Source organism: Rhodanobacter sp. sgz306013 (assembly GCF_057031145.1).
This window is the reverse complement of record NZ_JBXCIJ010000002.1, coordinates 813,372-825,872: the sequence shown is the minus strand read 5'-3', so window position 1 is coordinate 825,872 and position 12,501 is coordinate 813,372. Positions and strand designations below refer to the sequence as shown.

At 70.2% G+C, this 12,501-nt stretch carries 12 protein-coding genes; 8 read left to right on the top strand and 4 right to left on the bottom strand.

The features are described from left to right. Nucleotides 1-77: 77 nt before the first annotated feature. Nucleotides 78-329 (bottom strand): hypothetical protein, encoded by a 252-nt coding sequence (locus tag AC2EWF_RS08560; protein WP_483638935.1) that lies wholly within the window; start codon nt 327-329, stop codon nt 78-80. 203 nt (nt 330-532) lie between these two features. On the opposite strand from AC2EWF_RS08560, the gene aroE reads away from it, so the two are divergent. From aroE to AC2EWF_RS08545, 3 genes are all read left to right on the top strand, one after another. Then, nucleotides 533-1,360 (top strand): shikimate dehydrogenase, encoded by an 828-nt coding sequence (gene aroE, locus AC2EWF_RS08555; protein ID WP_483638934.1) that lies wholly within the window; start codon nt 533-535, stop codon nt 1,358-1,360. 166 nt (nt 1,361-1,526) lie between these two features. Further along, complete coding sequence (locus tag AC2EWF_RS08550) at nt 1,527-3,278, top strand: peptide-N4-asparagine amidase (protein WP_483638933.1); 1,752 nt, start codon at nt 1,527-1,529, stop codon at nt 3,276-3,278. Nucleotides 3,279-3,389: 111 nt separating this feature from the next. Continuing rightward, nucleotides 3,390-3,935 (top strand): energy transducer TonB, encoded by a 546-nt coding sequence (locus AC2EWF_RS08545; protein WP_483638932.1) that lies wholly within the window; start codon nt 3,390-3,392, stop codon nt 3,933-3,935. Between the two features lie 6 nt (nt 3,936-3,941). Here AC2EWF_RS08545 and AC2EWF_RS08540 read toward each other — a convergent pair whose 3' ends face one another. Both AC2EWF_RS08540 and AC2EWF_RS08535 read right to left on the bottom strand, forming a co-directional pair. Beyond that, the gene (locus AC2EWF_RS08540; protein WP_483638931.1) at nt 3,942-4,472 is read right to left on the bottom strand and encodes a gamma carbonic anhydrase family protein; all 531 of its coding nucleotides are present in this window, start codon (nt 4,470-4,472) and stop codon (nt 3,942-3,944) included. A 109-nt stretch (nt 4,473-4,581) separates the two neighbouring features. After that, on the bottom strand, nt 4,582-6,303 hold the full coding sequence (locus AC2EWF_RS08535) for a patatin-like phospholipase family protein (RefSeq protein WP_483638930.1): 1,722 nt from the start codon (nt 6,301-6,303) through the stop codon (nt 4,582-4,584). Nucleotides 6,304-6,406: 103 nt separating this feature from the next. Here AC2EWF_RS08535 and AC2EWF_RS08530 point away from each other — a divergent pair, with 103 nt between their 5' ends. After that, nucleotides 6,407-8,482, top strand: coding sequence for a M3 family metallopeptidase (locus AC2EWF_RS08530; RefSeq protein WP_483638929.1), 2,076 nt, complete (start codon nt 6,407-6,409; stop codon nt 8,480-8,482). Nucleotides 8,483-8,593: 111 nt separating this feature from the next. Here the strand turns inward: AC2EWF_RS08530 and AC2EWF_RS08525 are convergent, their stop codons facing one another. Next, nucleotides 8,594-8,803: a cold-shock protein gene (locus AC2EWF_RS08525; protein ID WP_077480516.1), complete on the bottom strand. Its 210-nt coding sequence runs from the start codon at nt 8,801-8,803 to the stop codon at nt 8,594-8,596. Between the two features lie 206 nt (nt 8,804-9,009). On the opposite strand from AC2EWF_RS08525, the gene xth reads away from it, so the two are divergent. From xth to AC2EWF_RS08505, 4 genes are all read left to right on the top strand, one after another. After that, nucleotides 9,010-9,786, top strand: coding sequence for an exodeoxyribonuclease III (gene xth / locus AC2EWF_RS08520; RefSeq protein WP_483638928.1), 777 nt, complete (start codon nt 9,010-9,012; stop codon nt 9,784-9,786). Continuing rightward, nucleotides 9,786-10,475, top strand: a complete 690-nt coding sequence (locus tag AC2EWF_RS08515; RefSeq protein ID WP_483638927.1) for a YecA/YgfB family protein — start codon at nt 9,786-9,788, stop codon at nt 10,473-10,475. Before xth ends, AC2EWF_RS08515 begins: the two co-directional genes overlap by 1 nt. 28 nt (nt 10,476-10,503) lie before the next feature. Next, a complete protein-coding gene (locus tag AC2EWF_RS08510; protein ID WP_483638926.1) occupies nt 10,504-11,250 on the top strand; it encodes a DUF4336 domain-containing protein in 747 nt (248 codons plus the stop codon). A 98-nt stretch (nt 11,251-11,348) separates the two neighbouring features. Further along, nucleotides 11,349-12,182 (top strand): pirin family protein, encoded by an 834-nt coding sequence (locus tag AC2EWF_RS08505; RefSeq protein WP_483638925.1) that lies wholly within the window; start codon nt 11,349-11,351, stop codon nt 12,180-12,182. Nucleotides 12,183-12,501: the final 319 nt, after the last annotated feature.

The window sequence follows — 12,501 nt, the reverse complement described above, 5'->3', positions numbered from 1 at the left end:
GGGCGCGCTCCCTTGCGCAATGCACTCCCTGTGCCCGCCGCGTCCCGGCGGCGGGCCGTTCCACTGCCAGATGGAATTCAGTACCGGCGCAGCGCATGGACGCGGCGCGCATGCCGCCAGGCGAGCAATTGCCGCGGCAGTCCGGGTTCGAGGATCAGCAGCAGCACCAGCGGCGCGAGCAGCAGCCACACCAACGGCGCCCAGCCCAGCAGGGCAGTGTGCGCGGGCACTAGGGTGGTGAGCAGCAATGTGCCGCCGGTGACGAGCCACAGCAGGGCGATGCCGAGCAGGTGGTCGTGACGGTGATGATCGACGGTGGTGGGGCGCATGGCGGCTTCCTCGCGGGCGACGGACGCAGCATGCCCTCCCGTTTTCTCAAGACCTGCGACGCGCCGTTGCCGCGCGCCCTGCCGGAGTGCGGCCAGGGAGGGGCAATGCGGCAAAGTCCCCGACGCTACGGCGTCGGTGCACGCGGGAGCTTGGCGCCCCCCGGCAGCCACCTACAATGGCCGTCCATTCCCAGGAGCCCCGCATGAGCCAGCCCTCCCAGTTCGCCGTGTTCGGCCATCCGATCGCGCACTCGCTGTCGCCGCGCATCCACGAAGCCTTCGCGCGGCAGTTCGGCATCGCGCTGGAGTACCGCACCATCGACGCCACGCCGGCGGAATTCGTGGCGGCGGTGCGCGGCTTTTTTGCCTCCGGGGGTGCCGGCGCGAACGTCACCCTGCCGCACAAGGCCGCGGCCTTTGCGCTGGCGGACGAACGCAGCGCGGCGGCCACGCGCGCCGGCAGTGCGAACGTACTCACCCCGCTCGCCGACGGCCGGCTCGCCGCGCACAACACGGACGGCGACGGCCTGGTGCGTGACCTCACCGAGCGCCACCGGGTGGACCTGCGCGGCCACGACGCGCTGATGCTGGGCGCCGGCGGCGCGGCGCGCAGCGTGGCGTGGTCGCTGCTGGACGCTGGCGTGCAGACGCTGACCATCGTCAACCGCACGCCCGAAACCGCCGATGCGCTGGCTGACGCGATCGGCGAGCCGGCGCGCGTGCATACGCGCTACTGGAGCGACCTCGCCGACCTGGGCAGCTACGACCTCATCGTCAACGCCACGTCGGCCGGCGTGCTGGGCGAGGGCCTGAAGCTGCCGCCGTCGCTGGTGGGCGCCCGCGCGCTCTGCTGCGACCTCGCCTACGGCAGTGCGGCGATCGGCTTTCTCGCCTGGGCGAAGGCGGCCGGCGCACGCTACGCCTTCGACGGCCTGGGCATGCTGGTGGAAACCGCGGCCGATGCGTTCGAACTGTGGCATGGCCGCCGTCCCGACACCGAGCCGGTGTACCAGGCGCTGCTTGCAGGCTGATCGAAAAGCCGCCGGCGGCCGCCGGGCGGTGGTCGCAAGAAAACGCCGGGCCGATTTGACCCCGTCTAAAAACCCCGGTGTCAGGATGCTCGCCGCAGGGGGTGACGGCGCCTGTCCGCAATGACGCGAGAGCTCATGGACAGGCCCACACGCAAGGGGAAATCGCATGCCGCGCATGGGAGTGTTCGGTCGCAGCCTGGCCATCGCCGGGCTGACGTGTCTTGCCTGCAGTGTCTATGCCTCCGGTGCCAGCCCGGTCGGCTCGTCCAACACCACCACCGCCGATCCGACGGTGCCGCGCCCGCCGGGCCAGCCCTGCGCGGTGCAGCTGTTCAGCAACGACACCTTCGACGATTTCGGCACGCGCCCCTACAGTTACGCGCCGCCCGTGGGCTGCGGCACGCACTGGGCGAAGGTGGTGCTGGAAGCGGATTTCTCGGTGACCGCGGGCCGCCAGTTCGACCGTACCGGCTCGATCTGGCTGGACGGAGTGAACCTGTACTTCGGCACCACCGCCGAGCCTTCGTCCGCCGTGGCACCGAGCTGGCACGTGGAGCGTGACCTCACCGACTACAGCGCGCTGTTCCGCAATGCCGGCCAGGGCCAGGCGATCCTGTGGAACCTGGTCAACGGCACCTACACCGGGGTGATCCACGGCAGCGCGAAGCTGCTGTTCTATCCCGCTTCGGCGTGGGCGCGCGCACGGCGCGTGCCCGACCAGGTGATCTCGCTGGGCAGCGACCCGGTAGGCAGCGTCACCAACCTGTCCGCCTCCACCGACCAGCTGTCGAAGACGCTCAGCCTGCCGCGCAACGTGGAACGCGCTTACCTCGACGTGTTCGCGCAGAGCCAGAACGCCGACGAGTTCTGGTACACCTGCGTGCCCGACCAGTACGCCGCGGCGGTGAACGAGTGCGGCGGCGGCAACTTCCGCGAAGCTGAGGTGAGCATCGACGGCCAGCCGGCCGGCGTGGCGCCGATCTATCCCTGGATCTACACCGGCGGCATCGATCCCTACCTGTGGCGGCCGGTCGCCGGCGTGCAGACGCTGAACTTCATGCCGTACCGGGTCGACCTGAGCCCGTTCGCGGGCGTGCTCAGCGACGGCGCCCAGCACACGGTGGCGCTCAGTGTGGCCGGCGCGAACAACTACTTCTCCGCCGCTGCGGCCCTGCTGGTCTACCAGGACCATCATGCGCGGCAGCTGAGCGGGCAGGTGACGCGCAACACCCTGGCCGGCGAGGCGCCCACGCCGACCATCGCCAGCACGCTGGATGGCAGCGGCAACGGCGACATCACCACCAACCTCTCGCGCCATTTCGTGATCGAAGGCTACGTCGACACCGCGCACGGCCGCGTGTGGAACTCGGTGGACCAGACCGTCGGCTTCGCCGACACCCAGGCCTTCACGATCAGCGCGAGCAGCTATCGCCAGGTCACCGACCAGGTCACCTCGATGGAGGGCGTGAGCCGCAGCCGCATCGGGCCGTTCGTCACCCGCGAGTACCGGCAGCAGGTGAGTTATCCGCTGCACGTGGACTACGACCAGCCGGTGGCCGCGGACGGCAGCATCACCGCGGCCACCACGGTGCGCCAGGGCTACTCGCTGCGTCGTTCGCGGGCGTTCGCGGGCATCACCTTGTACGCGGACCGCGTGGACAACACGGTGAACAGCGCCGACACGCTGGCCTTCGACGCCAGCGGCAACTTCACCGGGCACAGCGGCCAGGCCAGCACGCAGGCTTACGCGTATGGTGATTCGCTGGGCGGCTGCTACCGTGCCGATGTTGGTTCCGCGGCCGGTGCGGTGACCTCATACAGCAGCGGCAAGGGCTGCCCCGGCGGGCAGAACGGCGTGTACTGGTTCAGCCATCCGGACGGCTCGCCCGACCAGGGCTCCGCGCCGCTGGGCTGGTGAACGCGCAAGTGCGAGTCATCGGCCTGACATGATGCCCCGCTAGCTTGCCGCCACGGTCGCGGTCGTCCCGACGGACGGCCGCGACCTCGGGTCCACCCAGGCACAGGCGCCATGCAAGCTCTCGCAACCTTCCTTTCTCGCCGCAGGCTCTGGCTGGGCGGCGTCCTGGCAATCATCCTGGCCGGCGGCGGCTGGTGGCACTGGAACGCGCGCGCCGCGACCGTGCCGACGGCCGACGACAGCGGCACGCGCATCCTGCTCGGCCTCGCCGGCGACGCGCTGCACGACGGTCGCCTGGTGGCGCCCGTGGGCAGCAACGCGTTCGAGTTCTACTTCAGCGTGCTGCAGCTCGACCCGCACAACGCCACCGCGCTGGACAAGCTGCGCGAGGCATTCAAGCCGGCCTGCGAAGACGTGGAGAGGACCATCGCCGCGGGCGACCTCAACGAGGCGCAGCGCGAATTGCAGCTGCTGCGTGCCTACGACGCCGGCAATTACCAGTACGACCCGGCGCACTACGTGCTCAACGCCAGCGACTACAAGCTCGCGCTGCTCGGCGGCTACCTCGACGCGCAGCGCATCCTGCTGGGCAAGCGGCATGCAGCGGAGGCGGCGGCGATGAGCGCGCGACAGGCGGGCGCGGCCACGCCGGAGTGAGCCGGATCAGCCGGCGAGGTAGTCGTCCTTCAGCCGCACGTAATGCGCGGCCGAATACAGCAGCTGCGCGACCTGGGCGTCGCTGAGCAGGCGCACGAACTTCGCCGGGTTGCCCAGCCAAAGCTCGCGCTCACCCACCACCTTGCCCGGCGGCACCACCGCGCCGGCGCCGACGAAGCCATGTTTCTTCACCACCGCGCCGTCGAGCACGCTGGCGTGCATGCCGATCAGGCAGCCGTCCTCGATGGTGCAGGCATGCACCACCGCGGCGTGGCCGACGGTGACGTCGGCGCCGATCAGGCAGGGAAAGCCGGGACCGTACGGGCCCTGGTGCGCCACGTGCACGATAGCGCCGTCCTGGATGTTCGTGCGTGCGCCCACGCGGATGTGGTGCACGTCGCCGCGCAGCACCGCACCGGGCCAGATCGACACGTCGTTGGCCAGCACCACGTCGCCGATCACGCTGGACGCCGGATCGACATAGACGCGTTCGCCGAGGACGGGGGCGATGCCCTTGTAGCTGCGCAGGGAATTCATGCGTGCATTCTACGTTTTCGTTCCCCGTGCAGCTCGGGCTTCGGTCCGACCTGCCGAACCCAGCGGGAATCCGGGTTCAGGCGCGACCTGCAACCCGGCCCGCGGTGACTCAGCCGCGCTCGGCCTCCAGCACCCGCACCGTCTCGCTGTGGCCCGCCTCCACCGCGCGCTGCCAGTCTTTCCAGTCGAGCATGCCGACGTGGTCGAGCGGCGGGGTGATCAGCCGCTGTGCCAGCGCGCGGCAGTAGCCGCTGGTCTCCTCGCTGTTGACCATCGCGGCGCGGGTGAGCGTGGAGACCAGCCCCGGCCAGCGCGGGCCGTGGCGTTGCTGCACCAGCAGGCGCCACCACGACGGCGTGGCGAAGTCCTCGATGCCGCTGCGCAGCTCGATGTCGGCGCGGATGCTCACCGCGGTGAGGTGGGCGAGCCCGTCGGCGGCCATCACGTCGGTTGGCAGGTTGTCCACCAGTGCGCCGTCCACGTAGACCTCGCCCTGGTGCAGCACCGGCGGCAGCACGCCGGGGATCGCGCTGGAAGCGCGCAGCCACAACCACAGCGGGCCATGCCGGTGCACCACGCGGCCCGCGCCGGAGAGGTTGGTGGAGACGCAGAAGAACGGTTTGGCCAGGTCCTCGATGTCGAGCGCGCCGAAGGCCTCGCGCAGCAGCCTGGCGGCGCGGCGGCCGCGGGTCAGCGCCACCAGCGGCAGGGTCCAGTCCGACAGCGGGCGGCCGCGCACGAAGGCGGCGTGGAATTTCCGCAGCAGGGTTGGCGTGTCCCAGCCGTCGGCCACGCCGGCGCCGATGATCGCGCCAATGCTGGTGCCGCCGATCGCATCGAAGCTGTGGCCGGCCTCGCGCAGCGCGCGGATCGCTCCGAGGTGGGCCAGCCCGCGCGCACCGCCGCCGGCCAGCACCAGGCCGCGGCCATGGCCGCTGACCAGTCGGGCCACCCGGGCGATGTCGTCCTCGCCGCGGATGTGGTGGTGCATCAACTCGCCGCTGAACTGCGCACGCCACCGCCGCGCCGCGCCGGCCTGCACCTGGCGTCCCGCGTGCAGCAACAGCAGGTGGCGCGGGCGGTATCGCGCACGCGAGGGGTGGGCGGGCGCGGCCTCCGGCCACGGCCGTGCCGGCCGCGCGGCCAGCGCGGGCAGCAGCAGCACGTCGGCCTGGCGCAGGCAGCGCTGGCGCCACAGCGCGTCGCCGCTGCTGTCGAGGTAGATCACGAAACGCGCCTGCGACTCGCGTTCGGCGAACCAGTCGCTGCCGCGGGCGGCGCCGTGCTCCGCGTCGATCAGCACGCAGCTGCCGTGCGCCTCCAGTGCGCGGCCCAGCTGCAGCGCCAGCGCGCGCACCGGCACGCCGGCGTCCACCGGCAGGATCGCGAAGGTGCGCGGCTTGTCCGGCGCGGTGTCGCGACGCTGGTTCTGCAGCAGGCGTTGCATCGCCACGCGGGCCACATCCAGCATCGCGCGCGGATGGTGTTCGATCAGCGCCTCGAACGCGGTGCGGTCCAGCCGCAGCAGCTCCGAATCGCGCAGCGCGCGCACCGCGAGGCGGTGGTGGCCGCCCGAGAGCAGGCTGATCTCGCCCACGCATTCACCGGCGGCCAGCTGGTGAAGCAGGGTGGTGGGGCCGTCGAACACACCGAGGCTGCCGCTGCGCAGCAGGTACAGGGCGTCGGCGGCTTCGCCGGCCTTGTACAGATGCTGCCCGCCCGGCAGGCACAGCCAACGCAGTTGCCGCGCCAGCGCCGCGCGCGGCGCGTCGCCCACCTGGGCGAACATCGCGGTGCGTCCAAGCAGTTCGGCCAGTTCGGTCGGCGACATGCCGCGGATGCTACGCCGCCCAGATGACAGCCGGCCCCGTCACGCGGCGGCGCTTGATTTCGCCCTGCGCGCTCGCCACGCTTCGCGTCGACAAGGAGCTTCCATGAACCAAGACAACCCGCTGCTGGGCGACGATGCACTGCCGGCGTTTTCCCGTATCCGCCCCGAACACGTGGCGCCGGCGATCGACGCCATCCTCGCCGACGACCGCGCCGCCATCGCCGCGCTCACCGCGTCCGGCGCGGCGCGCGATTTCACCCACGTGATGCTGGCGCAGGAACGGCTGGGCCAACGCCTGGCCCGCGCCTGGGCACCGGTGTCGCACCTGCATTCGGTAGCCGACAGCCCGGCGCTGCGCGAAGCCTACGGGCCAGCCGAGGAAAAGCTCACCGACTACGGCCTCGAACAGGGCCAGAACCGCGAGCTGTACGCCGCGGTGCAGGCGGTGGCCGACGCACCCGGGTTCGCCGCACTGGGCCGGCCCGAGCGCGCGCTGGTGGAGCACGCGCTGCGCGATTTCCGCCTTTCCGGCGTGGCGCTGGAGGAACCGGCGCGTACGCGCTTCCGCGAGATCGGCGTGGAGCTCAGCAAGCTTTCCACCGAGTTTTCCAACGCGGTGCTGGACGCCACCGACGCCTGGCACGAGCACGTCACCGACGAACGCGACCTCGCCGGCGTGCCCGAGTCCGGCCTGTCGGTGCTGCGCCAGTACGCGAAAGAGCAGGAACTGGACGGCTACCTGGTCACGCTGAAGCAACCCAGCGTGCAGGCCGTGCTCACCTACGCCGACAACCGCGGCCTGCGCGAGCGCGTCTACTGGGCCTACCAGACCCGTGCCTCCGACCAGGGCCCGCACGCGGGCAAGTACGACAACTCCGCGCGCATCGATCGCATCATGGCATTGCGCCACGAGGGCGCGCAGCTGCTCGGCTACGCCAACGCGGCCGAGGAATCGCTGGCCACCAAGATGGCCGGTTCGCCCGTCGAGGTGATGGAATTCCTGCACGACCTCGCCGCGCGCGCGAAGCCGGTGGCGCAACGCGAGCTGGCTACGCTGCGCGAGTTCGCGCGGGCCGAGCTGGGGCTGGACATGCTGGAGCCCTGGGACGTTGGCTACGCGTCGGAGAAACTGCGCCAGCGGAACTACGAGCTCGACGAGGAGCAGCTCAAGCCCTACTTCGCGCTGCCCGCGGTGATCGATGGGCTGTGGGCGATCGTGCACAAGCTCTACGGCATCCGCCTCGCCCCGCGCGAGGGGGTCGACGTATGGCATCCCGACGTGCGCTATTACGACGTGCGGGACGCCGACGGTCGCGTGTTCGCCGGTGCCTACGTCGACCTCTACGCGCGCAACGGCAAGCGCGGCGGCGCGTGGATGGACGTATGTCGCGCGCGTTTCGACGACGGCCCCAAGCCAGATGGCATCGGGAAGCAGTTGCCGGTGGCCTTCCTTACTTGCAATTTCGCGCCGCCTACCGAAGGGCGCCCCGCGCTGCTCACCCACGACGACGTGCTTACCCTGTTCCACGAGTTCGGCCACGGCCTGCACCACCTGCTCACCGAGATCGCCCTGCCCTCGATCGGCGGCATCGAGGGGGTGGAGTGGGATGCGGTGGAACTGCCCAGCCAGTTCATGGAGAACTTCGGCTGGAACCGCGAGGCGCTGGACCTGTTCGCGCGCCATTGGCAGTCCGGCGAACCGCTGCCCGAGGAACTGTTCCAGCGCATGCTGGCCGCGCGGCATTTCCACGCCGGCCTGTTCCTCGTGCGCCAGCTGGAATTCGCGCTGTTCGATTTCAGCCTGCACCTGGGCTACGACCCCGCCGAAGGGGCCCGTGCGCTGGCGGTGCTGGAGGACGTGCGCAAGCAGGTCGCGGTGCTGCATCCACCGGCCTGGCAGCGCTTCCCGCATGCCTTCAGCCATGTCTTCGCGGGCGGCTACGCGGCCGGCTACTACAGCTACCTGTGGGCCGAACTGCTCAGTGCCGACGCCTTCGGCGCATTCGAGGACGCGTCGAAGGAATCCGGCAGCGTGATCGAGCCCGCCACCGGCGCGCGTTTCCGCCGCGAAGTGCTCGCGGTGGGCGCCAGCCGCCCCGCGCTGGAAAGCTTCGTCGCGTTCCGCGGCCGCAAGCCCGAGCCGGAGGCGCTGTTGCGCAGCCATGGGCTGCTGGATTGAAACGGATGTGCGGCCGGCGACGGCCGGCTGGTCGATCCTCGCGATCGGGGCGACCGCAAAAGCAAAAGCCCGCCTTGCGGCGGGCTCTTGCGGCGAGGGATTGCCGAAGGCTCAGGCCTTCTGCACTTCCTCGGCCTGCAGGCCCTTCGGGCCCTTGGTGACGACGAAGGTGACGCGCTCGCCTTCCTGCAGCGACTTGAAGCCGTTGCCCTGGATCGCGCGGAAATGCACGAACAGGTCTTCACCGCTTTCCGGCGTGATGAAGCCGAAGCCCTTGGCATCGTTGAACCACTTGACCGTACCGCTCTGACGTTCCGACATGACACATACCCTTGAAACATGAATGATTGGCGGCCAGGAGCGGTAGCCCCCGGGCGCAGGATGAAGCAGGGAATCCGAGTCCTCCCCGGACTTTGCCATGACGAGCTTACATGGAAACGCGCCGCGGCGTCGGACCCCCGCTCCGGCGGTTCAGCTGGCGGCAGCCGCGCACGGGCCGGTTCACGGGCATCCCGTACAATGCCCGCATGAAAATTGCCTCGTGGAACGTGAACTCCCTGAAGGTACGCCTGCCGCAGCTGACGCAGTGGCTGGAGGACGCCCGGCCGGACATCGTGGCGCTGCAGGAAACCAAGCTGGAGGACGCGAAGTTCCCCGCCGCGGAGCTCGCCGCGGCCGGCTACCGCAGCGTGTATTCGGGGCAGAAGACCTACAACGGCGTGGCGATCCTCGCCCGCGAGGAATTGGGCGAGTTCGCCGACGTGGTCACCGACATCCCCGGGCTGGAGGATCCGCAGCGGCGCATCCTCGCCGCAGGCATAGGCGGCCTGCGCATCGTCGACCTCTACGTGGTCAACGGCAAGGCTGTGGGCGACGAGAAATACGCTTACAAGCTGCACTGGCTGGAGCGGGTGCGCGAATTCCTCGCCGGGGAGATCGCGCGCCATCCGAACCTGGTGGTGCTGGGCGACTTCAACATCGCGCCCGACGATCGCGACGTGCACGACCCGGCCGCCTGGGGCGAGGACATCCTCTGCTCGCCGCCCGAACGCGCCGCGCTCAAGACGATCACCGACCTCGGCATGCACGACAGCTTCCGGCTGTTCGAACCGGAGGGCGGGCACTACAGCTGGTGGGACTACCGGCAGGGCGCCTTCCGGCGCAACATGGGCCTGCGCATCGACCTGATCCTCGTCGGTGAGGCGTTGCGATCCGCCGCCGTTGGCGCTGCGATCGATCGCGAACCGCGGCGCTGGGAACGTCCCTCCGACCACACCCCGGTGACGCTGGAACTGGATACGTGATGAACACAAGCAAGACCGACTGGCCCAGCTCGCTCACCGACGACGAGCTCGACGAACTGGACCGCTACCTGCGCGCCCACGTCCGGGAGGGCGACGACCGCCTGCTGCTGGACGGCGTGCACGGCTTGCTCAGCGCGTTGGCGGTGGGCCCGTTGCAGGTGCTGCCGGACGAATGGCTGCCCGAGGTGCTGCACGAGCCGTTCGCCGACGAGCGCGAGGGCAACCGCGTGCTGGAATTGCTGGCCAAGCTCAACGATTCGATCAGCGCGGAACTGGACGTGGACGCCTACGAGCCCATCCTCGGCGAGATCGACACGGACAGCGGCCCGCAGCTGTCCGCCGCCGGCTGGTGCGAGGGTTTCAGCCGCGGCATCGACTTGCGCGCGGCGCTATGGGAAAGCCGGCTCGCCGACGACCCGCAGTTGATGGAGTTGCTCGGCCCGGTGATGGCACTGGCGGTGGACGACGGCGTGCTCAGTGCCGACGCCGAGTTCGAAAAGCTCAGCGACGAGGAATACGACGAGTGCCTGTCGCAGGTGCCAGCCGTGCTCGAGGCGGTCGGTCAGTACTGGCAGGCCAAGCCCGCCACCGAGGCCGAACTGGAGGCTATGGTGCAGCGGCACACGGCGCCGGATACCGGCAGCGACGGCACGCCGCCGCGCCATCGCAGCGGGCACTGGGTGCATTGACGCCGGGCGCGGCAGGGAGGAAGCACTCTTGAACGCCGCCGCACCGCTCTACGAGCCCATCAACACGCCGAAGCCGGTCGCAGCCGGCCTGTGGATCGTCGACGGCCCCATCGTTCGCATGGCCGCGCTGGGCGGCAGCGCGCCGTTCACCACCCGCATGGTGGTGGCGCGGCTGGCCGATGGCGGCCTGTGGTGCCATTCGCCGATCGCGCCCGATCCGGCGCTGTTCGCCGCGATCGAAGCGCTGGGCCCGGTGCGCCACCTGGTATCGCCGAACAAGCTGCACTACGCGCACATCGCGGCGTGGAAGCGGCGCTATCCCGAAGCTGTCGCGTGGGCCTCGCCCGGCGTGCGCGAACGCGCGGCCAGCCAGCAGATCGAGGTGAGCTTCGATGCCGATCTCGGCGAGCTGCCCGGGCCGGCCTGGGCCGCCGAGCTCGACCAGCTGCATTTCCGCGGCAGCCGGGTGTTCGAGGAGGTGGTGTTCCTGCACCGCGCCAGCGCCACCCTGATCCTCGCCGACCTGATCGAAAACTTCGAAGCCGCCAAGCTCGGTGCCGCGATGCGCTGGATCGCCCGGTTGGGCGGCGTGCTCGATCCCGACGGCAAGACGCCCCTGGACATGCGTTTCACCTTCCGCGACCGCGCCACCGCGCGCGCCTGCCTGCAGCGCGTGATGGGCTGGCGGCCGCGGCGGGTGATCCTGGCCCACGGCCGCTGCTATCTGGACAACGCCGAGGCCGAGCTGCGCCGCGCGTTCCGCTGGCTGGCCTGAAACCGTTGCCCCGGCGGAACGATGCGTTCCCGCCGTGGCGCTTGGATAACGCGCCACGCGCGATCATCTTGGCGGCATCCCCTCACCGGAGCACCGCCATGAGCGAACGCCGCATCCTCCGTCGCATCCGCGGCACCGACACCTCCGACGGCGCAGGCGTGAAGCTGAAGCGCATCATCGGCCAGCCCGCGCTGGACATGCTCGATCCCTTCCTGCTGCTGGACGAGTTCCGTTCCGACAGCGCCGACGACTACATCGCGGGTTTCCCCGAGCATCCGCACCGCGGCTTCGAGACGGTGACCTACATGCTGGCCGGACACATGCAGCACGGCGACAACCACGGCAACCGCGGCGACCTCGTTCCCGGCAGCGTGCAATGGATGACCGCCGGGCGCGGCATCCTGCATTCGGAAATGCCGCAGCAGGAAAACGGGCTCATGTGGGGATTCCAGCTGTGGGTGAACCTGCCCGCCAGCGACAAGATGACCGCGCCGCGCTACCAGGACATCGGCCCCGAGCGCATCCCACAGGTGCATCCGGCCGACGGCGTCGGCGTGAAGGTGATCGCGGGCGAGTTCGCCGGCGCCACCGGACCGGTGTCCGGCATCGTCACCGCGCCGGTGTACCTGGACATCGCGGTCGAGCCCGGCGCGCAGGTGGAGATTCCGCTGCCCGAAGGCCACCACGCCTTCGCCTACGTGTTCGACGGCGCCGAGGCCCTGGTGGCCGGCGACACGCTGGCGCGAAGCGAGCTGGCGGTGCTGTCGCCGGGCGACAGCGTGCGCATCGGTGGTGGCGCGGCGGCGGCGCGGGTGCTGCTGGTCGCCGGCAGGCCGCTGAACGAGCAGGTCACCCGCTACGGGCCGTTCGTGATGAACACCCCCGAGCAGATCCACGAGGCAATCGCCGACTTCCGCGCCGGCAGGTTCTGACGCAGCGCGTCCACAGCTGCCCCGGCCGAGCCGGTCGGGACCCTCGCCCAACCGTCGCGGTGCGGCCGGCGGCGGCCGGCCCGGGCGGCGAAAGGCGGACCGGGTCGACATCCGCAACGTGATTGCGCCCACGGATGCGTGGCGTGTGGCTGCGCCTGCATCACCGGCCGGGCCGGCTGGTACGGCCGATGCTTGCCTTCAGACAGGTCGGTCGATGCCGACACAGATCGAGGACGGCGACGCTTGCAAGCCACCGAGCATCGGCGTTAAATAAAGATTAATCTTCGCATGTTCATGTGGCTGTATCCTTAAGCTGTTG

Bases quoted from the DNA above. Each gene is read 5' to 3' on its own strand.
- xth (WP_483638928.1), top strand. From the start codon at position 9,010: ATGAAAATTGCCTCGTGGAACGTGAACTCCCTGAAGGTACGCCTGCCG.
- AC2EWF_RS08545 (WP_483638932.1), top strand. From the start codon at position 3,390: ATGCAAGCTCTCGCAACCTTCCTTTCTCGCCGCAGGCTCTGGCTGGGC.
- AC2EWF_RS08530 (WP_483638929.1), top strand. From the start codon at position 6,407: ATGAACCAAGACAACCCGCTGCTGGGCGACGATGCACTGCCGGCGTTT.
- AC2EWF_RS08550 (WP_483638933.1), top strand. From the start codon at position 1,527: ATGCCGCGCATGGGAGTGTTCGGTCGCAGCCTGGCCATCGCCGGGCTG.
- AC2EWF_RS08515 (WP_483638927.1), top strand. From the start codon at position 9,786: ATGAACACAAGCAAGACCGACTGGCCCAGCTCGCTCACCGACGACGAG.
- AC2EWF_RS08560 (WP_483638935.1), bottom strand. From the start codon at position 329: ATGCGCCCCACCACCGTCGATCATCACCGTCACGACCACCTGCTCGGC.
- AC2EWF_RS08505 (WP_483638925.1), top strand. From the start codon at position 11,349: ATGAGCGAACGCCGCATCCTCCGTCGCATCCGCGGCACCGACACCTCC.
- AC2EWF_RS08525 (WP_077480516.1), bottom strand. From the start codon at position 8,803: ATGTCGGAACGTCAGAGCGGTACGGTCAAGTGGTTCAACGATGCCAAG.
- AC2EWF_RS08540 (WP_483638931.1), bottom strand. From the start codon at position 4,472: ATGAATTCCCTGCGCAGCTACAAGGGCATCGCCCCCGTCCTCGGCGAA.
- AC2EWF_RS08535 (WP_483638930.1), bottom strand. From the start codon at position 6,303: ATGTCGCCGACCGAACTGGCCGAACTGCTTGGACGCACCGCGATGTTC.
- aroE (WP_483638934.1), top strand. From the start codon at position 533: ATGAGCCAGCCCTCCCAGTTCGCCGTGTTCGGCCATCCGATCGCGCAC.